This window comes from Diplocloster modestus, assembly GCF_019042245.1.
GTDB lineage: Bacteria > Bacillota > Clostridia > Lachnospirales > Lachnospiraceae > Diplocloster > Diplocloster modestus.
The window spans coordinates 183,245-204,863 of record NZ_JAHQCX010000007.1; the positions used below are offsets into that span (position 1 = coordinate 183,245).

19 protein-coding genes are annotated in these 21,619 nt (G+C 49.3%); 4 read left to right on the forward strand and 15 right to left on the reverse strand.

The genetic code is table 11. The annotated features are described in order from the left end of the window. Nucleotides 1–105 precede the first annotated feature (105 nt). From KTH90_RS12300 to KTH90_RS12355, 13 genes are all read right to left on the reverse strand, one after another. A complete protein-coding gene (locus KTH90_RS12300; protein ID WP_158352890.1) occupies nucleotides 106–651 on the reverse strand; it encodes a hypothetical protein in 546 nt (181 codons plus the stop codon). 121 nt (nucleotides 652–772) lie between these two features. Further along, nucleotides 773–964 carry a hypothetical protein gene (locus tag KTH90_RS12305; RefSeq protein ID WP_158352891.1) on the reverse strand — a complete coding sequence of 64 codons (192 nt, stop codon included), beginning with the start codon at nucleotides 962–964 and terminating at the stop codon, nucleotides 773–775. Then, nucleotides 957–1,430 (reverse strand): dihydrodipicolinate synthase family protein, encoded by a 474-nt coding sequence (locus KTH90_RS24895; protein ID WP_330655985.1) that lies wholly within the window; start codon nucleotides 1,428–1,430, stop codon nucleotides 957–959. The genes KTH90_RS12305 and KTH90_RS24895 overlap by 8 nt, the downstream gene beginning before the upstream one ends. Continuing rightward, on the reverse strand, nucleotides 1,387–1,857 hold the full coding sequence (locus tag KTH90_RS24900; protein WP_275061390.1) for a dihydrodipicolinate synthase family protein: 471 nt from the start codon (nucleotides 1,855–1,857) through the stop codon (nucleotides 1,387–1,389). The genes KTH90_RS24895 and KTH90_RS24900 overlap by 44 nt, the downstream gene beginning before the upstream one ends. 295 nt (nucleotides 1,858–2,152) lie before the next feature. Further along, a complete protein-coding gene (locus KTH90_RS12315; RefSeq protein WP_158352894.1) occupies nucleotides 2,153–4,471 on the reverse strand; it encodes an alpha-L-rhamnosidase C-terminal domain-containing protein in 2,319 nt (772 codons plus the stop codon). Beyond that, nucleotides 4,404–5,744: an MFS transporter gene (locus KTH90_RS12320; RefSeq protein WP_238726879.1), complete on the reverse strand. Its 1,341-nt coding sequence runs from the start codon at nucleotides 5,742–5,744 to the stop codon at nucleotides 4,404–4,406. The genes KTH90_RS12315 and KTH90_RS12320 overlap by 68 nt, the downstream gene beginning before the upstream one ends. Nucleotides 5,745–5,928: 184 nt before the next feature. Then, on the reverse strand, nucleotides 5,929–7,350 hold the full coding sequence (locus KTH90_RS12325) for an ABC transporter substrate-binding protein (RefSeq protein ID WP_158352896.1): 1,422 nt from the start codon (nucleotides 7,348–7,350) through the stop codon (nucleotides 5,929–5,931). Between the two features lie 99 nt (nucleotides 7,351–7,449). Beyond that, complete coding sequence (locus tag KTH90_RS12330; protein WP_238726880.1) at nucleotides 7,450–8,277, reverse strand: carbohydrate ABC transporter permease; 828 nt, start codon at nucleotides 8,275–8,277, stop codon at nucleotides 7,450–7,452. A 2-nt stretch (nucleotides 8,278–8,279) separates the two neighbouring features. Continuing rightward, complete coding sequence (locus KTH90_RS12335; protein ID WP_158352898.1) at nucleotides 8,280–9,191, reverse strand: carbohydrate ABC transporter permease; 912 nt, start codon at nucleotides 9,189–9,191, stop codon at nucleotides 8,280–8,282. 12 nt (nucleotides 9,192–9,203) lie between these two features. Continuing rightward, entirely contained in the window at nucleotides 9,204–12,299 is a 3,096-nt protein-coding gene (locus tag KTH90_RS12340; protein ID WP_158352899.1) for a glycosyl hydrolase, read from the reverse strand. Further along, the gene (locus tag KTH90_RS12345) at nucleotides 12,296–13,399 is read right to left on the reverse strand and encodes an iron-containing alcohol dehydrogenase family protein (RefSeq protein WP_158352900.1); all 1,104 of its coding nucleotides are present in this window, start codon (nucleotides 13,397–13,399) and stop codon (nucleotides 12,296–12,298) included. The genes KTH90_RS12340 and KTH90_RS12345 overlap by 4 nt, the downstream gene beginning before the upstream one ends. Before the next feature lie 72 nt (nucleotides 13,400–13,471). Then, nucleotides 13,472–14,395 carry a 4-hydroxy-tetrahydrodipicolinate synthase gene (gene dapA, locus KTH90_RS12350; protein ID WP_158352901.1) on the reverse strand — a complete coding sequence of 308 codons (924 nt, stop codon included), beginning with the start codon at nucleotides 14,393–14,395 and terminating at the stop codon, nucleotides 13,472–13,474. Nucleotides 14,396–14,456: 61 nt separating this feature from the next. Further along, entirely contained in the window at nucleotides 14,457–15,332 is an 876-nt protein-coding gene (locus KTH90_RS12355) for a dihydrodipicolinate synthase family protein (RefSeq protein WP_158352902.1), read from the reverse strand. A 524-nt stretch (nucleotides 15,333–15,856) separates the two neighbouring features. Between KTH90_RS12355 and KTH90_RS12360 the strand changes: the two genes are divergently transcribed. From KTH90_RS12360 to KTH90_RS12375, 4 genes are all read left to right on the forward strand, one after another. After that, nucleotides 15,857–16,930 carry an iron-containing alcohol dehydrogenase gene (locus tag KTH90_RS12360; RefSeq protein WP_158352903.1) on the forward strand — a complete coding sequence of 358 codons (1,074 nt, stop codon included), beginning with the start codon at nucleotides 15,857–15,859 and terminating at the stop codon, nucleotides 16,928–16,930. Nucleotides 16,931–16,935: 5 nt separating this feature from the next. Further along, nucleotides 16,936–17,295, forward strand: a complete 360-nt coding sequence (locus KTH90_RS12365; RefSeq protein WP_238726881.1) for a CidA/LrgA family protein — start codon at nucleotides 16,936–16,938, stop codon at nucleotides 17,293–17,295. After that, on the forward strand, nucleotides 17,292–17,981 hold the full coding sequence (locus tag KTH90_RS12370; protein ID WP_158352905.1) for an LrgB family protein: 690 nt from the start codon (nucleotides 17,292–17,294) through the stop codon (nucleotides 17,979–17,981). Before KTH90_RS12365 ends, KTH90_RS12370 begins: the two co-directional genes overlap by 4 nt. A gap of 146 nt (nucleotides 17,982–18,127) precedes the next feature. Beyond that, the gene (locus tag KTH90_RS12375; RefSeq protein ID WP_158352906.1) at nucleotides 18,128–18,838 is read left to right on the forward strand and encodes a FadR/GntR family transcriptional regulator; all 711 of its coding nucleotides are present in this window, start codon (nucleotides 18,128–18,130) and stop codon (nucleotides 18,836–18,838) included. Nucleotides 18,839–19,514: 676 nt separating this feature from the next. On the opposite strand, the gene KTH90_RS12380 is transcribed toward KTH90_RS12375, so the two are convergent. Together KTH90_RS12380 and dapA (KTH90_RS12385) are read right to left on the reverse strand one after the other, a co-directional pair. Then, nucleotides 19,515–20,705, reverse strand: a complete 1,191-nt coding sequence (locus KTH90_RS12380; protein ID WP_158352907.1) for a M24 family metallopeptidase — start codon at nucleotides 20,703–20,705, stop codon at nucleotides 19,515–19,517. A 15-nt stretch (nucleotides 20,706–20,720) separates the two neighbouring features. Then, nucleotides 20,721–21,599 carry a 4-hydroxy-tetrahydrodipicolinate synthase gene (gene dapA, locus KTH90_RS12385; protein WP_238726882.1) on the reverse strand — a complete coding sequence of 293 codons (879 nt, stop codon included), beginning with the start codon at nucleotides 21,597–21,599 and terminating at the stop codon, nucleotides 20,721–20,723. Nucleotides 21,600–21,619: the final 20 nt, after the last annotated feature.

The following is a 21,619-nucleotide window of genomic DNA, read 5'->3' on the forward strand; positions in this document are numbered from 1 at the left end:
ACAGTACAGGCAAATGGGGATTTATTTCGAGAAAGACCGGATCACAATTTAATCCTAATGCAAAGAACATCTGGTCACATTTTTAGGCTCATTGCGCACAGGAACTCATACCCCATACAGCTCACTGGCAGAATGATATTTTCCAGTTGCTCCCGGCATCTTCAAGTTCCGCACAGCAATGACCTCGTCCATTTCCTTCACATACTTTGACGCGATGGTCTTCGCATTTCCCAAAAGCTGTTCTTCTATGATCTTGCCGGAGGATTTGCCCACGATGGTCTCGGTGCGTTCTCTGGATGAGAACAGGGTAAAGATCATCGCCTCGGCTCCTGCGGCACGGCAGGCGGCCTCCCCGATCGAAGCGGCCTGATGCTCGCTCATGCCGATGATATCTGCGTTCATCACCGCCTTTACCCCACCCTCTGCGATCCGGCCCGCTTCCCTTAAGCAGGCAGCCTCATGTTCACTTTTGTCAAGGCGAAGCTTAAACAGCATATCATTTATATTCACCAGGTCACATGGAAAAGCATCCCGGATTGTGCAGCCCAGATCATAGGACATGGCGTCAAAACCAGCGATTCCCATTTTCTGAATCGGATGTTTGGTATTCAGTTCTTCATATAACGCTTTCAGGCTCGTATACTGAACCATCGGATAATCGATCACATCCGGAACCGTAACACAGGCGAATTCCGGCAGCAGCCTGATATCGGGCTAGGCTGATACCTCTCGCGCCACTTTCACTCCCTTCGGCGCACACAGAACGACCGGATCACCCTCCATGCCGAACAACAGCGCCCCCCCGTTCGAAGATCGTCCACACATTACTGACATAGCGCAGATTCTCTTTGCGGTATTCATCACCATAGATTAAGACGGCGTCAATTCTCCGCCCGGCCATCATACCGCGGATATTTTGGATGCGCTGTTCAAACTCTGACTTCGGAATTTTTATTTTATTCATCGCACTTTCCTCTCTCTAGCAGACCGACGATCGCCTGGTCCACCGCCTCTTTTTGTTCTTCGGAAATCGGAAGGAACGGCTGCCGGCAGGTACCCAGATTCCTCCCACGCCTCGTGGCCGCATACTTGATGGCCTGCTTGGCGTTTCCGTAATCCTCCAGATGAGGGAGCCAAGGCAGCAGTTCCAGATAGACCTTCCAGGCTTCCTCATACTTTTTCTCAAACAACAGGTGGACCATGGCAGAGCAGGTCTGCGGAAACACATTGGCCGCCATGGAGACCCAGCTCACAGCACCGAAACCAATCGCTTCATAGCACTGATCATCCCAGCCGGAAAAGATCTTAATTCCATAATTGGAACCCAGCAGAATCTGGCGCTGCCTGCGGATATTTCCCGTACATTCCTTACAGTATTCGATATTCTTAAGCTCCAGCAGCCGCAGAATCGTATCGGATGAGATATCCACAACGGTGGACCAGAGGATTGTTGTACACCATAATCAGCATATCCACAGACTCCGATATCATTTTAAAATGATTATATACCTCATCCTGAGTCGGATTATTATAAGGCGGAGGAAGGAGCATAATTCCATCCGCGCCATAGCTCTTTGCAACGTTCGCCAGTTCAATCACACGGTTCGCGGTCTCCGCGGTGACCCCCGCAACCACGGGTACACGGCCTTTCGCAGCGTCCACCACGCACCGGATCTCTTCTTTTTGCTCATCCCAGGTCATAGCCGCGTATTCACCAGTAGAACCGTTGGGGATCAGCCCATGTACTCCCTCTTTGATCATCCAGTCCGCGTGTTCTGTCAACGCGTTAAAATCTATCTCTCCGTTTTCCTTGAATGGGGTTACAACCACCGGGTATACTCCTCTGAAATCACTCATTTTTATATCCATTCCTTTCGCGCTGCTCAAGGCACAAAACGTCATGAAAAACGTTGGCTTCTCGTAGCTTTCTTTTTTTAATAGTTTCCATAGGGATACTCAGTATACTACAAATCACAGGGAGGTGAGTGGGCTGTCCGAACTATCGGATGACCGTATTTTTATATGTGTAGAATGCTTTTTCAAGCAATACTTGTGGGTAAATCAGTAAAACGATGTATTAATTTATCATTCTGTCAAACCAATAGCATATAAAATGCAGATGCGGTATGAATTCTCTAATTTGTGCGGAGTACTATTCCTCCATCTGAATCCCTTCGGGCAATTGGATCTGTGACTTTACCTGTCCATTCATTCGTTTCAGTTCTACCCGTATCTCTCCCTTTGGGGTCGGGATGGCGCCCCTGGCATAGGAGAGCTCTTTCGGCAGACAGGGCCGAAACCGGATCTTACCGAATCCTGGTTCCGCCGGAACTACTCCCAGTATCCTGGTTGGCAGCTGATACGTAGGAGTACCTCCCCATGCATGAGAATAATCACAGTCGAATCCATACCATACTTCTTTTAAGGCATCCGGGTTCTCATCCAGCAGGCTTTCCCACCTTCGGATCTGCTTCAGGCCATATGTCTCAAACAGTCCGGTCTGATAAAGCGCCTCAAATACAAAATGCATGAAGTAGGGCTGCGCCTGGCTGAGCGTGGGATCTTCCATAACACGCACCATCAGTTCCCGTTCTTTCTCCTGCGGTACGATATGGTAAAGAACCGCAAGTGTATTCATGTGCTGACTATAAAATCTCTGATCCACATCTGCCGGCAGCCATCTGGTGGATTCCCGGGCCGCCGGATCATACAAGCCGTCCATATACAGCTGTTTCTCATCATCCCACAGTTCCCGGCGTATACTTTCAACTACCTGACGGCGCAATGCCTCATATCGGTTGATCTTCTGTTTCCTGCCGCCAAGCATACGAAGGATCACGGCCGTCCGCTCCAGAGCCCCGGCGAACATCGCGGTCAGATACCCCTGTCCCATACATTTCGGCGGGTGATGTCGGTTGAAACCGCCGTCCTCCACCCAGTCCATGAACATATAGTTGGGCGCCTTTTCCATCAGACCGTTTGCGCCCAGATAGGAGGTAAATAGACGGAGGATCCCATCTATGGTTTCTTCCGTGCGGGACATCAGATCTGTATCTCCTGTGTACATGGCATAGTCCAGGATCATTCCTATGTATAGCAGACAGTAACTGGGATGAAACATCCGGTAGTCCCGCTCTTTCAGATAGGCGGCTATCTTCAAGATATCAAATCTGGTAAGATAAGGGTCCCCGAAAGTGACATAATTCATCAGGCTCTCAATCATATAATCCCCCATACACCCCAGAGGCTCCTGGTGGATCGGGGAGTCCATATGGTAAGTCTGCCGGCAGATCTGATTGGTCCTGCATCCGGCCAGATAGATTTTCTCCAGCAGAGGATCACTGCACTGGAAGCTTCCCTTTAATTCGCACGGGTAGGCGCTTATATTGATTCCTGCGTTATGGATCACACAGTCCTGCCAGACATTGGTAAGCGTGATCTGTACGTACCGGATGCTCTGCAGCCTGAGGGTTTCCAGGCTGGCCTCCTCTTCCCCTAAGGTCAGCGTAAACGCCGTCCCTTCCCGCTCTATTTTCCCCGGGAACTCCTGCATGTACAGCACGGCTTTTATTCCTTTGGCCCCTCTAATTCTCAGGAAAAAATAGGCCGCATAGATCCTGCCGAAATCCAACCAGAACGTCACAGGCTCTCCCTTTGTTATCCGGATACTGTTTAAATCTTTTTCATATATAACCCGCTCCCCCTCCGGATCAAACGGGTTCCGCACTTTTTCCGGACGCCGTTCCAGATACACCAGGTCTGGTATCGGTGTGGCATATACAGGAGGGAATATCTCCTGGTTCTTCACCACCTCTGCCCAGGTCCAGGTCTCATCCCGGTATCCCTCAGCCTCCTCTTCCAGGATAAAAGCTCCGTCCCAGGAGGATCGTGCCGTGTATGCCCTGTCTCGGATACATTTCCATGAACCATCCGTGGCGGTCAGAGTTGTCTCCTGTGTGCCCACCGTAATTTCGGCCAGCAGGCCGCCATGTCCGCAGGAAATCTCCGACTGTACCACTGCTCCCAGGCATACGCGAACCGTAATCACATTTTCCCCAGCTCTTAGAAAATCCTGAACCGGATATTTCTCATAGAATTTATACGGTACGCTTTCGCAATTCGCGTAATCACCGCCCGGCTGTGCGCTTCCCCTTCCAACGGGCTGGCCGTTTAAATAAACTTTATAGGAGGAATCCGAAGTTATGTACAAATTTACCAGGTCTGGCTTTTCTTTGCACAGGATTTTTTTCTGGAATATAAAAACAGCAAAGGGGCCGTCCATTCTCTGAAACATAGTGTAGTCACAATTTTGATACTCCGGATATTCTTCCGCCGGCGCCCAGATCCACTTTGCCTCCCACTTTCTCTGCTCCTGCGGCAGTTGAAAATCTTGTGCCTCTTTGCTATATATCATTCCATCCTGAAACACCATCTTCCTTTTTCCATCGTACGGTATCTTTGTCTGTTCCATATCTATTCTCCTTTTTGAGTTCCTGATTCACCATTTTCCATAAGACCAGAGCTAAAATACTAATCCCTATCATAACACAAAACGCGGCCGTATAGGAACCTGTCCTCTCATATAACGCGCCGCTGCCCCAGGACCCCAGGACACTGGTAACCATACCGTTAGCATTGAGTATTCCCAGGTTGATGCTGCGGTAACGGGTTCCGTACTGCCTGGTACAAAAATAAGTGATCAGCACCGGAAGACTTCCGTATGCCAGCCCTATAAACAGATAGGCGCCGGTCAGGACCACGCTGTTCCCCAGCAGCTGCGCGGACAGCAGGCCAAGCGACGCGATTCCGGCACTGACGGCGGCAGTCCCCATTCCAAAGCTTCTACCCTTGCGGTCACACAACCGGCCGTACAGGAGTCTTCCGATAGCATTTCCCACACTCAGCACCCCAGCGATCCACGCGGCTTCTGCAGAGTTCACCCCCATATCCAGCGGAAGTACCGCTCCGCTCCCGATCACGCCAAGACCTATGGAGCCGATACAGATCAGCCATCCAAAAAACAGATAGAAAGACTGCCTGCGCAGCATTTGGCCAGGAGATATCTCTTTGCCTTCCCCTTCGCTGTCCTTAGCAATCCACTGGGCCGCCGGCGGCTTCCGGATTATTACGCAGGCGCCCAGGATCAGGCCGCAGAACATCCAGCCCATAATATCAAAAGTATCCCTCCAGCCAGCTCCTTCATAGAGCATCCAGTTAATCACCGGCCCCAGCAGAAAACTGCTGATCCCATAGCCTGCCAGCAGCAGTCCGGACACGGTGCCTGTGTCATCCGGAAACCAGGTGAGCACGGTGCTCACCACTGTGTTATAGGCAATGCCGATCCCAAGGCCGCAGATCACTCCGTAGAACACATATATTTCCATCAATGAGTCAAGCCGGGATGCTCCCAGAAAGCCCAACAGCAATAAAACCGCGGATATGGACAGCGTAATTCTGTGGGAATATCTGCAAATGATAACTCCGCTGATCATACTGCCCATGTTGTACCCCGCCATGGACAGTACAAAAACGACGGAAGTCTGAGAGCGGTCCCAACCAAATTCAAGCTCCAGCGGTGCGACAAATATCGACCAGGAGTATATCACGCCGGTGAACAGTAACAGCAGGCCTCCGTAGAACAGGCTTATGTATTTTTCCCCTCTGCCTGCATTGCTCTTCCCGCTGTAGCTCCTGTTATTGTGAATGCCGCTGTTTTTCATCTTGCTCATTATTTTGCCGTCCATCTTGTCCATTATCTCCTAATCGTCCTTTATATCCTGCTTATCCCCTGAATAAAAAGACAGAGATCCGGAGGTTATTCCTTTTTCCACAGATCTCTGCCCTTATCATGCCTTACCATGCCGTACACGTTCCTTCACGGCAGACAGACATTTTTCTTTTCATTCGAGTTTCTACCGTTTGCCGGAACTATTCTTCGCTGTACTCATCCAGCAGTGCCTGGCACGCTTCGTTTAATTCATCCAGCCCCTCCTGTACCGAAGGATATTTGCCCTGGATAATTCCGATCAGATACTCTGCCATGGTGGTCTGGATCTCGGTCACACCGCCGTAACTGGGTTTCGGTTTTACACCGTCCATCAGTGTGCCGGCCTCATACATTCTCACCAGGTCGGGCTGTACTTCGATAGTTTCCGCTTTCAGAGCTTCATCCTCATAGGAAGCGATATCAATCGGCGCTCTCGCTTTGACATCTGTTACCCATTTATGCCAGAAGTTGTTGTCAATCAGGTACTGTAAGAATACGCCGCACGCATCCGCTTTGTCCGTGATGGAGGAGATGCTGATCTCCATATTAGAGCTGACCATGCGGTAAAAAGCCTTGTCCTGATCAATCTTCATGCCGTCATCCGGTATCGGCATATCCGCCATAATGTAGTTGAAATCTTCCGGCACTTCCATGTCGGTTAAAATACCGTTAATATAGGTGTAACCGATGTTCGTTGCGATGGCACCGCCAAAAAACTGCTCATGTCTGTCCATATAAGTCTCGTTGGCCGCATTATCCGAGAAAGTTCCGGCGTCATACATGGACTTGAGGAATTCCACCGTCGTCACCGCGTGCTCGTCATTCATGGTCATTTCAGTGGCTTCGTCATTCATGGGAGCGCCGCCTAACTGCCAGTTCCAATAATTGAATTCATTGTTTACATCGGAATAATTCTCCATGCTTAAGGGAACGGAATATCCGGTATAACCCGCGTCCTTCATGGCGATAGCGGCCTCTTTGAACTCACTCCAGGTTTTCGGCACATTATTTTCATCACGGCCGATCGCTTTCAAAGCGTCGATGTTGTACATCATATAAGGGGAAAGGTCTACCCAGGCCGGTATGGTCCACAGCTTGCCGTCACGGGAAGCCACACCTTCCACAACTTCCGGCAGTATCCGCTCTTTTACCTGGCTGGCGATATCCGGCAGCACATCTTCCAGCGGAGAGATAATTCCTAACTTTTTGCCATAGTCATCGATACAGGGGCCAAACGCATACAGGTCGGGAGCGGTATCATTTCCACCCTGATAAGCTGTCACTATTTTTTCCTGACGGCTTCCCCACTCCTGGGCGGTAACGGTTACATGGACCTTATCCTGGGAGGCGTTAAACTGTTCCGCCATATCCTGGAACACCACTGGTTCTGCAGACAATCCTCCGAACACCCACATGTCAATCTCCACTGTCCCTTCCGCCGCTTTGTCCTCACCTGCGTCAGTGGAACTGCCGCCCTGATCCGCAGCTGACGGCTCTTTTGCTTCCGGGGAACCACCGCACCCGCCCAGCAAGGATACGGTCATGACACTGGCCAGTAACAATGAAATAAGTTTCCTTTTCATGAAATACTTCCTCCTTTAAATTAGAAATGTGTTATGAATCAATTCCGGATTTTCTTATACATTTATCCGGAAATAATCCCGTTAAATTTCCGAGCGTACTCAGCCCTTCACTGCTCCCGCCGTCAGGCCTGCGATCAGGTTCTTGCCCAGCAGGATAAAGATTAATAATGTGGGGATGGTTACGATAATCGATGCCGCCCCCATCTGGTTCCAGTAAGTCCCGAATTCCGTTATAAAACTGGATAGTCCCAGGGATATGGTATATTTACTTTCGGTTGTCAGCAGGATCAGGCTGTAAAGATATTCATTCCAGGAACACATGAAGGCGTATACCCCCACGGCCGCTATTCCCGGCTTGGATATGGGCAGGATCACATTGACAAAAGTTTTTAATGCACTGCAGCCATCGATGCGGGCCGCCTCTTCCAGTTCCGAAGGAACCGACCGGAAATACCCGTACATCATCCAGATCGAGAACGCCAGGCTTATAGTCGCGTACAGCAGCATCAGTCCGAAGTGGGAATCATACAGTCCGTATGATTTATAAGTAGAGAATAATGGTATAATCACCGAGGTTCCGGGGAACATCTGGGCCACCAGAACGAACATCAACAAACCCTTTTTGAACGGAAACCGGAACTTGGCAAACCCGTAGGCCGCCAGGCTTGACACGATCATCCCCAGTAATGTGGCCACGACCGATATCTTCAGGGAATTCCATATATAGCGGGGAAAGGGTTTCTGCACCCAGACCTCATAGTAGGAATCCAGTGTGAAATTCTCTGGTAAAATCGTTACCGGGATTTTCAAAAGCTCTGTCATACTCTTACAGGAAGTGATCGCCATCCAGGCCAGTGGGAATAATGCCACAAAAAGAACAACAAGGATGCCCAGAACTCTCAGCACGGATAATAATTTGCTTTTCATGGTTATACGCCCTCCTCGTCTGTTGCCTTCGTCAGTTTTAGATAGACAACGGCAAATATCATAATGATAAGAAATTGGATCACAGAATAGGATGAGGCCAAGCCAAACCGAAACTTCTGGAACGCGGTCTTATAGATGATCACCGGCAGGGTTGTGCTGGATACACCGGGGCCTCCCGCAGTCAGGATGTTCAGGATACCGAATCCATTCATCGTCCAGATCATAGCCATCAAAGAGCAGATGGAAAGGACATATTTCAAATTCGGCAGGGTAATGTACCAGAATTTTTTCCAGCCGTTGCAGCCGTCGATGGACGCCGCTTCATATTGTTCCTTGTCGATCCCCTGTAATCCGGCTGATAGCATGATGGTCACGTAAGGATAGGTCCTCCAGATGTACACCAGGGAAACCGAGACCATCGACAATGCCTCCGAAAAGAACTGTATATGTTCCGGCAGCAGGTGCAGGTAGTCCACCAGCACTCCGTTGATCAGGCCTTTCTCTCCATTCAGCAGCCAGCGCCAGATTGCGCCGACCACCACTTCCGGCAGCACCCACGGCATAAATACCAAAGCCCTTGTCAGGTTTTTGCAGTGTTTTACGCTGTTTAGCAGCAGCGCGATCAGCATGGAGATAACCACGGTGATCACTGTTACCGATATGGCAAACTGTGCCTCGTTTCCGAGAATTTCTCCGAAATTCGCACTGGAAAATACTTTCTTAAAATTGTCCAGCGCAATAAAATTTTTATCCCAGCTTTTCAGAATGTTAAAATCCGTAAAGCTGTACCAGAACCCATTTAACATAGGTATAAACAGCAGGCCGGCCAGCAGCGCGATGGCCGGCAGGATAAACAGGTATCCCCGTACAGCCTCGCTGAATGCCAGCTTTGATAACTTTTTCTTTTTGTTCATCCGATCTCCTCCCTACAGGCCAAACTTTACAAAATGATAATCGTCCGACCATACATTTCTATGATCCGCTTTAAAGGGACTCGGCTCCCCGGTAAAATCCGCCGGCCAGACGGCATAGAGCTCCCCGTCCACGTGATGGTGGGGCCCCAGCAGGTTCCGGTTAGAAGAATACAGTTCCCAGACGATTTCGTTTTTTCCATACTTCAGGTAGTCCGTAATATCACATTCGTATGGCTGCCACAGAAATTTTTTAACCGGCTTTCCATTGATGCTTAGCTTAGCAACCGCTGCGTTAGGTTTTGAAAAACGGTAGAGAATACGGCTGCCTCTCAGGCTTTGAATCTTAACCCCCAGCGAATCGTCATACTCATGGAGGATCAGATCCTGGCTGATCTCAAGCTTGCCGGAGAAAAAGCAGAAGCCCTGGGATGTGAAATCATCTCCATATACCGACACAGGCATTTTCACAATAGAGAATTCCGGATCACAGATCAGTTCCTTTCGCCATGAATAGGAAAAACCATTGCGGTTCATCACTCCAAAATCCCCCAGCAGATAGATACTTTCGATTTCCGTCTCTAAGGTAAGCTTGTTCTTCTCCGTCTCCAGTACATTTTCCCCAAACAGTACATCATACACCTTCTGCGGCTGCCTGAAGTCTATTTTCAGGATGATTTCATTATCTCCTTTGCGGATATAAGGGCGGATGTTATAGGTTCGAAACCCTTTATCCCTCCACCAGCCCTGTTCACACAGAACCACGTCCTCCCCATTGATACATGCGCACAGCCGGTCCGCGATCTCGGCAGCCAGATAGAATTCTTTCGTTTCCTCCGGTCCGATATCCATCCGGAAGGAGAATAAAAGCTCCGTCTGTACCGGCCGTTCCTCCCGCAGTAAAATGTCCATCAGCCGGATCGTATGGATTTCATCCTGCCACGCACCGCCATCGATCCGGTATCGGCAGCGATCCAGAGTCATGGCGTTCAGATCCGCATGCCGGATCTTCCAACTTCCGCCATTGTGTAGGATGATAGTCCGGGAAGAGTCTCTGTCTGCGGATTCCCAGCTATCAGCCGCCTGATTTTCAGTCATTTTCTCCGCCTGACCGGCTTCAGGCTTCTGAATAAAGAATACCTTACTCTCTCTCGCCGCCAGCCGCACACAGAAAGAAGTCTCATCTGACCGCTCCCTATCCGTATCCAACAGATATTTACCATCCTCCAGCGGTACATATTCCGTAATCTGCCAGTTACCGCTGAAGCGGAACCTTGCGTTACGCTCCATCAGCGTATCCAGATTCACCACATACAGAATCCGTCCGGTATCCGTTTTTCTCAGCTGATAGTGCAGGCTGGGGATTTCCTCCCCGTTCTCTGTTATAGAGATCGGGAAATCTGTCAACCTGTTCATGTCCTTTTTTAAATCACTGATCTCAACCGTCCGCGCATAGTCCCGCAGATACGAGAGTTGTTCCCGCACATTCGGACTCGTGTATTCCGGGAATTCTCCCATCTGGTAGATGCGGCCCTTGTTCCGCGAGAACTGCAGCAGCAGTTCTACGGTCCGCTGATCCATACAGCGCATATCCGGAATGACCACAGCCCGATAGCCGCACTGCCCTATATAAAACCGGTCCCCTTCTACTCTACCGTGCCGGGCGATCAGCGTCTCATCCCCGTAATGATGATCGATGTGAGAGTCGGCCAGCCGCTGTGAGAGATCCTCGAACTTCTGTCCAAAAGAGATGATCTCTCCCTCCTCCCGTCCGTCATACAGCAGCCAGCCGCTGTGCATAGGATGCAGCAGCAGCAGCTCCACTTCCACCCGGCCGCTTGTCAGCAGCAGGCCCAGCCTGGCAAAATATTCATTAAAGTCTGCGTACTCCTCCCACCAGGGCTGCTGGTAGAACTGGGAAGCAGGAAAATCCCTCTTTCTGATTCCCCGGATGCTGTAAGCCTCCAGATGCTGGCACATCCGGTTGACCCCGTTCACATACTGCCATTCGGCGATCCATTTTAACTCTTCAGGACTGCAGTCCCAGCCAACCATCGCGAACATCTCCGAAAGTACAAACTTCCTGCCCAGCTGGGCGGCAGCACTTCCTGCCTGTTTCGGCGTCAAAGGAGAAGATATCCTTCTTCGCAGCCAGTCAATCCCCGGAACATGCATATATTCGTAGGACGGCATAACACCGGCCGTAGCCTGCATCTGCATCAGCAGGGAATCCTCCCGCATCAGATGGCCGGTCAGCTGGCAATTGTTTTCCTGGCACCATTCATAGATTGTTTTACAGAAACCTTCCGTGAACATCCTGGATATGACCTTCCAGAAATCATAGCGGTACTGACCGCAGTCTGGCAGATCCAAGAATAAAGCCGGAAGGTGCTCCTTAAGCTCATATCCGTTCGCTTTCTTAAATTTTTCGGGAAGCAGGTAGGAATACGGGATTTTCAGTTTCGAGAACTGCGGCTCATCTGTGAAAAACCCGGGAATGATAGTACCCAGCTCCGAAGAGAACTCTTTTTTATACTTTTCGTGTGTAACCTCCAGAAACGTTCGGATAACATCCGGATTTAAAACATCTACATAATATGGATTTGATTTCTCACTGACCACATAGACGGTTTTCTGCGCGGCCCCCTGTATGGGATCAGTTTTTTCAGCCTTTACCGCTTCTTCCCGGGATCCGTACAGATAGCGTCCGTCAAGAGAGTATACCCCCAGGATGGAAAGATTCCGGTCAACGTCCGCAGGTGTGCATTGACACAGCTCCATCCATCTGGTGTGATAGCGGTCTCCCAGTTTCGTAACCTCTCCTCCGGCAAAACCGCTGGGCCAACCCTCCTCATCGTACAGCCACGGATCCATCCCAAGTTTCTTCGCCTCTTCCACGCAGGCACGCACGCAGGCCATCCACCTTTCGCCCATGTAAGGGGTTTTCAGACCGCCCCTGGCATGCATGAAGAATCCGCCGATCCCCTTTTCTTTCATCTGCCGTATCTGCCAGATCAGCTCTTCCGGCTCCAGCTCATCATTCCAGGACCAGAATGGAACACTTCGGTATTCCCCCGCCGGATTTTTCAATTGGGATTCCATCTCCATCATTTGTCGCAACCTCCACTGCAGACAGCTTCTACCGCCCTTTTCAGAAACCGGCGGTTTTCTACCGTATCTTCCACAAAATCCGTACTTGCCAGATACCGATATATTTTCTGCCTGTTTTCTTCTGTCACAGGGATTCCGAGATCCTCAAGGGAAACCGGCATATTCATACATTTCATAAATTTTTTGAACTTTGGAATCTGCTCTTCTGCCCGGTTATAACAAAGCTGCAGAATCAGGGATGTGCCAACGATCTCCCCGTGGAGATAAGCTTGCGCCTCATCAGTAAAAAACATTCGGGCGGCATAATACATCTCATGGGCCAGCGCTGTCTGTCCCAGTGCTTTGGAACTGCCGCTGATGAAACCGGTCAATACGAAATTAATATATAAAAAATCGTGGACTTCCTTTGTCAGCCGGTGATCCCGGATATCTCCGTATATCTTCAGACAGTCCCGTTCCAGGATACGGTAGATATAGGCCGCCAGTGTATAGGCGGTATCCATCTCCAAGCTGAACGTATTCTCATCTATCTTCGCATGGCCGTTCTGAATCTCGATAAACTTGGCCATACTGTCCAGCATTCCAGCCGCGGCATATCTGGGAGGCTGCTGGACCATAATCTCTTCATCCACCAGCACCGCGCTCACCTCATATTCATGGTAGAAATTCCCGCCGGCCGTGCCCAAAGCGGCCCCATCTTTCGTGTACATCACACTCATGGGCGTGTAGGCCGCGCAGGTCGCCGCAGATGTTGGAATCGTAACGACCGGGGTGCCGGCCAGATGTGCGACAGCCTTCACCAGATCCATGATCCGGCCTCCTCCGGCTCCCGCCACCACCTCAAATCCCTGCTCTCTCACATATTGTGCCAGTGCGGCAGCCGTCTCCCTGTCCGTGTAGCCATTGTAGGTCCTGAATTCATACTCCAGATGGCTCTCTTTAAGCTTCATCCGCAGCGTATCTTCCACGATTGATAAAGCAGTCGTCCCTCCGATGATAAACACCCTGGTTCCGAATCTGCCAATCTCCTTACCGGCTAATTTAAGTGCTCCCGGCATCTGGATATACCGTCCAGCCCCCAGTTTATATGCTGCATCCATTTTATATGTACCTCATGAACGACGTGTATCGACCTATCGTTTTGCTTAATTCTTCTCTTACCTGCCAAAGTTTTACTGAATCTTTCCAATCTCTTTTAATACATTCACGGTTACATCCATTTCTTCCTTCGTAGCGGGGGCCAGCGGGCTTCTGGCTGGCCCAAGGTGTATTCCGCTTACCATCTCGATCGCCGGACGCATAATAGAGTTCGGAAGGATTCTTCCATTCTGTCCGGTGGTCTTACAGAACCGGTAGATCGGTACGAACAGCTCTTTCGCCTTCTCGTTTTTCCCCTCGGCAAACGCCTGGAATATCCGGCGGATCTCATGTCCGAAAATGTGCGCACCGCCGCTGACCAGTCCCATGGCTCCCTGCACGATGGTGGGCAGCAGCATAATATCGTCACCGTTGTAGATGGCAAAATCCGGGTCCACCTTTTCAGTAGCCAGGAAAAAGTCTGTAACCTGCGTGGGATTGATGCCCGCCTCATCTTTGATACCGATAATGTTGGGGATCAAGGCCAGGCGCGCTACGGTCTCGGCTTCCATATTAACTCCGACAAATATCGGAATATTGTATAACATAATGTCACAGGTGGTGTTCTTCGCCACTTCTTCAAAATGGTTATAAATGCCGGCCTGAGTGGGTTTATTATAGAAGGGGCATACGATCAGGCAGGTCTTGATCCCCAGCCTTTCCGCCTCTTTGGTCAGGGCGATGGTCTCTTTCGTAGAAGCGCAGCCGGTTCCGGCGATGACAGGTTTTCTTCCGTCCGCCGCTTTTACTGCTGTCTCCATCAGTTTCACCCGCTCATCGAAGGTCAGAAGACTAGCCTCTCCGGTTGTACCGGTCACGATCAGGGAATCGCACAGATCGTTCTTTATCACATAGTCGATCAGTTCCTCATAACATGCATAGTTGACATTTTCTTCCCCGTCATAAGGGGTAATGAGCGGTAGTAAAATCTGTCCGTATTTTTCCACAAATTTGTTCATTTTCATGATCCTCCATTATTAAATTAGTCTTTTTATTTAGATAAATCCTTGTGGGATGGACTTATTTCAGTAAAGCTTCCCGAATTCTTGTTTTCTCATCATCGGGCAGATATGTAATCGGGCTTCTGCAGAATCCCGTTTCCCGGCCCATCAAATGCAGCGCATACTTCAGGCGGATCGGGAACTGGTTTCCTCCCATGCACTGCCAGGTGTGATACAGGGAGTTCTGAATAGCCAGACCTCTCTCATGCTCTTTCTTCTGTGCGCATTCCCACATCTGTTGGCACTTATTGGGGAACAATGAGAGGATCGCGCTGATCGCCCCTGCGGCCCCCAGTTCAAAACAGGAAAAAATCATATCGTCCGTGGCTGCATACACCCGGCCTTTTTGATCTGCTGACATGATATCCGCATACAGCGCCTGTATCCCGCCGACACTCTGTTTGATCCCCATCACATAATCCGTGGTGTCCAGCAAACGCTTGAATAACCCCGGTAAAATGGTATTCTGGGGAATCACATTATAAATTATAATGGGAAGCTTTATTTCCCGGGAAATGGTTCGATAAAACTCATACATTCCCTCTTCATTGGGTACCAATACATTATAGGCGGGCGGAGTAACCATGATTGCATCTGCCCCCGCTTCTTTCGCCGCCAGTCCAGCCTTTACGGCATCCCTGGTGCAGGTTCTCATAATTCCGCAGACGATAGGCTGCTCACCGGATACGTAATCTTTGGCAGCCCCTATTAACGTCCCGTACTCTTCATCCCGTATCGTCGGGCCCTCTCCGGTACTGCCTGCCACACTGAGTCCGTTTGCTCCCGCATCCATGCAGATTTTCATCTCGCTGCGGAGCTGTGTTTCATTAATGGTACCGTCCTCGTCAAACGGAGTTACAATCGGTGGGATGATTCCCTCAAATCTCTTTTCCATATGACTCTTTTTCTCCTTACCTTTTTTCCGCTAAAAGAATGTTTCCGTTTGAAACAGTAACTTTTTCGGGAATATGTGTTTGAAATCGCCACACGTAATATTGTATGATGTCATTTCATGTATCTAGCATATAACCCTCCTCACCTAGTTGTCAATATAATCTTTCATTTTTTTAATATATTGTGAAGTTTTCACAATTCAATCGTTCGAACATTGTAATTATCGCTGTATTTCAATATTTTTCATGCTTGTCACCGTCATTTTGCACACAATCGTCGTCATACAATCGTCAATCAATAAATTTAAAAGGCTTTCTTCTTATCTGCTTGACAAAAAAATATTCCTAGATTATTCTATAACCAACCACATAACATTGTATGATGTCGTAAATATTTCAGTTAAGAACAAGTTTTGCCCGCAAACCTTCGGACTGCGCGATCCCAAAGGATTAAGGAATTAGGATAAGATATCAAGCGAAAATCAGCAATATTCATTTAACACCAAAAGAGATAAAAGGAGAAATTATGAAAACAGAAATGTCACCACTAAAAGTCGGATGTGGAAAATTTTTTCATGGCAAAGGGGCCATTCAATATCTCCCCGGAGAAATCCGCAGATTGGGAGGAAAAGCGTTGATCATCGGTGGCAGGACATCCCTGGAACGCTTTTGGGATTGTGCCAGCCCTCTGTTTCAGACGGACGGCACCCCCTATGTCGCATTAACCCACACTGGTTCCTGTACCACAGACCGGGCTATGGAATTTGTTAAGACTGCAACAGATAAGGACTGCAGCGTACTGGTGGCCGTGGGCGGCGGTAGGTGCATCGATAATGTAAAATGTGCCTCCGTATTTTCCGGCCTCCCGGTCATCACCGTGCCTGCCTCCATCGCCACCTGCGCGGCCACCTCCATGGTAGCCATCATGTATAATGAAAAGGGACAGCGTTCCCCGGCCGTTAACCTGAAAAAAGAAGTCGATGTCTGTATAGCAGACCATGATTTGATCGCAACCGCACCCAGGCGCACGCTGGCGGCGGGTATTCTGGATTCCATGGCAAAATATCCGGAGTCCCTGCACAAAAAACAGGTTACCGGATACCAGAGCTGTGATCTGAAGGAATATATACAGATTATCAATGCAAAAGCGATCTATGAGTTTTTATCTGGTGAGTACGAAGATCTGTATACGAACAACGGATCGGCCAGACGCTTTGACGACGCAATCCTGACAAATCTGCTTCACACATCCATCGTCAGCGGATTCGCAAACGGTTCCGGACAGCTGGCTGTCGCTCATGCCACCTACGACTTTATCCGGAACTATCACACGTCTAAAGGCAGCGCTTTCCTTCATGGTGAGTTGGTAGCCATCGGCCTTCTCATACAGATGTCCTTCAATCAGTGCCGTTCCTCTGAAATCGAGCAGGTCCGCCAGATCATGCGCAGAATGGACATGCCGCTGACACTTGGGGATATCGGATATGATACTTCGGAGGAAAGCCTGGATTTCTTAATAAAGCACCTGGCTGAGGATTCTGATATTCGCACCGAGCCGGAAATGATCCGGCTGAAAAATGCTGTCCTGGAGGCACTTTGATAAATATGAAATACGTCAAGCAGATCCTTATTATCCTTGGAATCGCCCTTGCCGGAGAATTCCTGCGGGCGCTGATCCCGCTCCCCATACCTGGCAGCATCTATGGACTGATCATCCTGTTCTTTCTCCTATTTCGTAAAATACTGAAACCGGAGCAAATACAGGATGTCGGAAAGCTGCTGATCGATCTCATGCCACTGATGTTCATTCCTGCGGGTGCCGGCCTCATGGAAGACTGGCAGGCTTTTTATCCTCTCCTTTTCCCTGCCTCGTTTATTACGGTTGTCTCCACCCTGGCTGTGACAGCCGTCAGTGCGGCGACGACCCGGTTTTTTCGTCACAGAAGGGAGCGTCGAATCATATGAGCTTATTCCACAATTCCGTTTATTTCAGCCTGTTTCTAAGTATCGCCGCCTATGAGATAGGATGTATGATCAAAAAAAGATGCAGGATCGCTCTGTGTAATCCGCTGCTGATAGCCATTATCCTTGTGATTATCTGTCTGAAAGCGCTGGATATGGATTATGAGAATTATGAAGCGGGCAGCCGGTATCTGAGCTATCTGCTGACCCCGGCCACCATATGTCTGGCCATTCCGCTTTATGAAAAAATAATGCTGCTGAAAAACAATCTGAGGGCGATTATTGCCGGTGTCCTGAGCGGAGTAGTGACGAATATGCTGATCGTACTTCTGTGTTCCGCGCTTTTCAGGCTGAATCATCAGCAATACGTAACCCTGCTGCCGAAGTCCATAACTACCGCAATTGGAATCAGTGTATCACAGGAACTGGGCGGTTTCGTTACAATAACAGCGGTTGTCATTATCCTTACCGGTATACTGGGCAATATAACCTCGGAATGGGTCTGCAGGCTCTTCAGCATCGATGATCCCATCAGTCAGGGTGTAGGTATCGGAACTGCTTCCCATGTCATCGGTACGGCCAGGGCTATGGAAATGGGTGAAATCCAGGGCGCCGTCAGCAGCCTGTCCCTTGTCCTCACCGGTATCCTGTCCGTATTATTCGTCCTGATATTTTCAACTGTGTATTGACGACCAGCGAATTTCGCTTTCGGACATTTTTCACTATAAATCTTTGCCAAAATATGCTAGCATACAAGTATGGTTTCAGTTTTGATCAAATATGACATCAGACAGTTCCGCTAGTTTAAACAAAAATCGAGGGAGAGGAATTGCTTATGAAAGAAATAAGGAGGATATCGGTTACCGATACCGTCGTAGAAAGGATTCAGGAACTGATCGATTCCGGTGAATACGAGCCCGGTCAAAAGCTCCCGACAGAATCAAACCTTTGTGAAAATCTGAAAGTAAGCCGTACCAGTGTCCGGGAGGCCATGCGTATGCTGCAGGCTTTGGGATATGTAGATATATTGCCGGGAAAAGGCGCCTATGTGGCGGAATATCAGAAGATACCCAATCACTCCAACTGGTATGATATTGAAAATGCCCGCTTTAACGACTTCATGGAAGTCCGGATGGCTATCGAGACCCTGGCCGTTCGCTTATCCGTGGAACGGGCTACCACGAAGCAGGTGGGAGAACTGGAGAGCATCAACCAGTCATTTCTGGAAGCTGTAAAGAATCATGACGGACCGCAGATGATTATGCTGGATGAATTATATCACTCTAAAATCATCGAATTCACAGATAATAATTTATTAATCAATATCAACAAGCAGCTGCTGGCCAGCTTCCGCAAATACCGCGGTGATTCCTTTATGAACACCAGCGTGTATGCCAACGCGGTGGAGCCCCACACCAGAATCCTGCAGTGCTTCCAGATCTGCGCTCCTCTGCAGGCGGTGGAGGAGATGAAAAACCATCTGAATATCACTGCAAAAGATATGGAGATTATCCATACTAAATCGGATGAACAGGAAGGGCAGTAATATACAATAGGCAGGGTACCTGTATGTTATGTAACATACAGGTACCCTGCCTGATCTATGCGCCTCACACCTTTTCTATACCAGTGTGTTGACCACATTATACTTAGCTTAACAGTGCTGAATATTTTATCAGTCTGCAAGGCGAAGGAAGGAGGCGATGCGGTGCATCGTTGACTGACGACAACGCGGCAGATGGCAAAATAGGCAACACTGTTAAGCTAAGTATAATGTGGTCAGCACACTGGTCTCCAGTCTGAATTTTCTTCAAACTAGTCATACTTCTTACAAAATAACCAATATTATTACGCCAGTCCCGTTAAAAGCTCCACAGTCTCCGGATCATAATGAGAAAAGAACGCACTCTCCTGCTCATTTGAATCAAAAAAAGAGGATGCTCCCAACATGATATGATTCCCCTTAAGTAGACAAGGTAAATAACCAAAATCTACTTAAGGGGGATTTTTTATGTCCAAACGAAGAAAATATACAGCTGAAGAAGAAAAATGGTGTGCATAGAAAAACGACCACACAAATCTGTGTGATCGTTCTTCTGCACTTCATTTTAGATATTTTACCTGTCTACTTGACAAGGGGCATATCAACACTGGGTACATCCTCTTTTTTCTTATTTGTGTTTATTGTCAGCTGTCGCCAGCAGCCCTTTGCGGTTACAAAATTATCTGTTTCTTCCTGACAGCCATCTGTCACAGCATTCCGTGACATACGGCGTGAGACATTCCGCCCCGTCTTTTGTCACGATAAATCCTGCCTCTACCCGGTTCGACCCTCCGGGCAGTCCAAACAGGCTGATATCCGTATTGGCACACATTCCTGCCTCAAATAATGTCTCCGTATTAGAATCCGGATAGGGAGATTCTGCCTCAGCACATCCGATTCCGTGCAGCGGCGGATACACGTCGTATTCCGATAAGTTCTGCTCCGCAAAATAATCCCGTACTGCGCAGACCATGTTTTTCATCGGATTACCCGCTTTCAGCTGCCGGATTCCCCGGTCATAGGCATGGAACAATACGTCCAGAACCCTTTCCGTATCCGGGCTGGCTGTTCCCACGGCAAACGGGACCTGGCAGGTAGACACATAGCCCTCATACTGGACTGCAAACGCGCACTGTATCATATCTCCATCCTCTATCATCTTACCGGAGGATCTGCCCACAATGGTTTCCGTGCGTTCTCCGGACGAGAACAGGGTAAAGATCATTGCCTCGGCTCCCGCGGCACGGCATGCGGCCTCCCCGATCGAAGCGGCCTGATGCTCGCTCATCCCGATGATATCCGCGTTCATCACTGCCCGTACGCCGCACTCTGCGATCCGGCCCGCTTCCCTTAAGCAGGCAGCCTCATGTTCGCTTTTGGTAAGCCGCAGCTTAAACAGGATATCATTTATGTTTACCAGTTCACAGGGAAACGCGTTGCGTAACGTACATCCCAGATCATAGGACATGGCGTCAAAACCGGCGATTCCCATTTTCCGGACCGGATGTCTGGTGTTCATTTCTTCATATAACGATTTCAGGCTCGTATACTGGGCCAGCGGATAGTCGATCACATCCGGCACCGTGACACAGGCGAATTCCGGAAGCAGACGGATATCCGGCCAGGCCGACACTTCCTCCGCCACCTTCACGCCCTCAGGTGCGCACAGGACAATCGGATCCCCCTCCATGCCTAACAGCAGAGCTCCCCGTTCGAAGATCGTCCATACATTGCTGACATAGCGCAGATTCTCTTTGCGGTACTCATCGCCGTAGATTAAAACGGCGTCGATTCCCCTCTCGGCCATCATACCACGGATATTTTGGATGCGCAGTTCAAACTCTGACTTTGGAATTTTTATTTTATTCATCACGTTCACCTCACACTACAGCAAACCGGCGATCGCCTGGTCCACCGCCTCTTTTTGCTCTTCTGAAATTGGAAGGAATGGCTGGCGGCAGGTGCCCAGATTCCTTCCGCGTCTCGAAGCAGCGTACTTGATCGCCTGTTTGGAATTTCCGTAATCCTCCAGATGAGAGAGCCAGGGCAGCAGTTCCAGATATATTTTCCAAGCATCCTCGTATTTCTTTTCAAACAACAGATTTACCATATCCGCACAGGTCTTCGGGAACACATTGGCTGCCATGGATACCCAGCCCACAGCGCCGAAAGCGATCGCTTCATAGCACAGATCGTCCCAGCCGGAAAAGATCTTAATCCCATAATTGGAACCCAGCAGGATCTGGCGCTGCCTGCGGACATTCCCCGTACACTCCTTGCAGTATTCTATATTTTTAAGCTTCAGCAGACGAAGGAGCGTATCGGATGAAATATCCACACCGGTGGACCAGGGATTATTGTATACCATAATCGGCATATCCACGGACTCCGATATGGTTTTAAAATGGTTGTAGACTTCTTCCTGGGTCGGATTATTATAAGGCGGAGGAAGGAGCATGATTCCGTCTGCGCCATAGCTTTTGGCCGTGTTTGCCAGCTCGATCACACGGTTCGCAGTCTCCGCGGTAACCCCGGCGACCACGGGTACACGGCCTTTTGCGGCGTCCACCACACATCGGATCACTTCTTTTTGCTCATCCCAGGTCATGGCCGCGTATTCGCCGGTGGACCCGTTGGGAATCAGCCCATGCACTCCCTCTTTGATCATCCAGTCCGCATGTTCCGCCAACGCGTTAAAATCAATCTCTCCGTTTTCCTTGAACGGGGTTACGACAACCGGGTATACTCCTCTGAAATCACTCATTTTTATTACCTCCAATTTTT

What these genes read in the sequence shown, in the direction of transcription:
- KTH90_RS12375 (WP_158352906.1), top strand. Translation starts at nt 18,128, where the DNA reads ATGAAAGAAATAAGGAGGATATCGGTTACCGATACCGTCGTAGAAAGG.
- KTH90_RS24900 (WP_275061390.1), bottom strand. Translation starts at nt 1,857, where the DNA reads ATGAGTGATTTCAGAGGAGTATACCCGGTGGTTGTAACCCCATTCAAG.
- KTH90_RS12340 (WP_158352899.1), bottom strand. Translation starts at nt 12,299, where the DNA reads ATGATGGAGATGGAATCCCAATTGAAAAATCCGGCGGGGGAATACCGA.
- KTH90_RS12380 (WP_158352907.1), bottom strand. Translation starts at nt 20,705, where the DNA reads ATGAATAAAATAAAAATTCCAAAGTCAGAGTTTGAACTGCGCATCCAA.
- KTH90_RS12305 (WP_158352891.1), bottom strand. Translation starts at nt 964, where the DNA reads ATGAATAAAATAAAAATTCCGAAGTCAGAGTTTGAACAGCGCATCCAA.
- KTH90_RS12330 (WP_238726880.1), bottom strand. Translation starts at nt 8,277, where the DNA reads ATGAAAAGCAAATTATTATCCGTGCTGAGAGTTCTGGGCATCCTTGTT.
- KTH90_RS12345 (WP_158352900.1), bottom strand. Translation starts at nt 13,399, where the DNA reads ATGGATGCAGCATATAAACTGGGGGCTGGACGGTATATCCAGATGCCG.
- KTH90_RS12360 (WP_158352903.1), top strand. Translation starts at nt 15,857, where the DNA reads ATGAAAACAGAAATGTCACCACTAAAAGTCGGATGTGGAAAATTTTTT.
- KTH90_RS12300 (WP_158352890.1), bottom strand. Translation starts at nt 651, where the DNA reads ATGGTTCAGTATACGAGCCTGAAAGCGTTATATGAAGAACTGAATACC.
- KTH90_RS12365 (WP_238726881.1), top strand. Translation starts at nt 16,936, where the DNA reads ATGAAATACGTCAAGCAGATCCTTATTATCCTTGGAATCGCCCTTGCC.
- KTH90_RS12335 (WP_158352898.1), bottom strand. Translation starts at nt 9,191, where the DNA reads ATGAACAAAAAGAAAAAGTTATCAAAGCTGGCATTCAGCGAGGCTGTA.
- KTH90_RS12325 (WP_158352896.1), bottom strand. Translation starts at nt 7,350, where the DNA reads ATGAAAAGGAAACTTATTTCATTGTTACTGGCCAGTGTCATGACCGTA.
- dapA (WP_238726882.1), bottom strand. Translation starts at nt 21,599, where the DNA reads ATGAGTGATTTCAGAGGAGTATACCCGGTTGTCGTAACCCCGTTCAAG.
- KTH90_RS12355 (WP_158352902.1), bottom strand. Translation starts at nt 15,332, where the DNA reads ATGGAAAAGAGATTTGAGGGAATCATCCCACCGATTGTAACTCCGTTT.
- KTH90_RS12370 (WP_158352905.1), top strand. Translation starts at nt 17,292, where the DNA reads ATGAGCTTATTCCACAATTCCGTTTATTTCAGCCTGTTTCTAAGTATC.
- KTH90_RS12315 (WP_158352894.1), bottom strand. Translation starts at nt 4,471, where the DNA reads ATGGAACAGACAAAGATACCGTACGATGGAAAAAGGAAGATGGTGTTT.
- KTH90_RS12320 (WP_238726879.1), bottom strand. Translation starts at nt 5,744, where the DNA reads ATGGACGGCAAAATAATGAGCAAGATGAAAAACAGCGGCATTCACAAT.
- dapA (WP_158352901.1), bottom strand. Translation starts at nt 14,395, where the DNA reads ATGAACAAATTTGTGGAAAAATACGGACAGATTTTACTACCGCTCATT.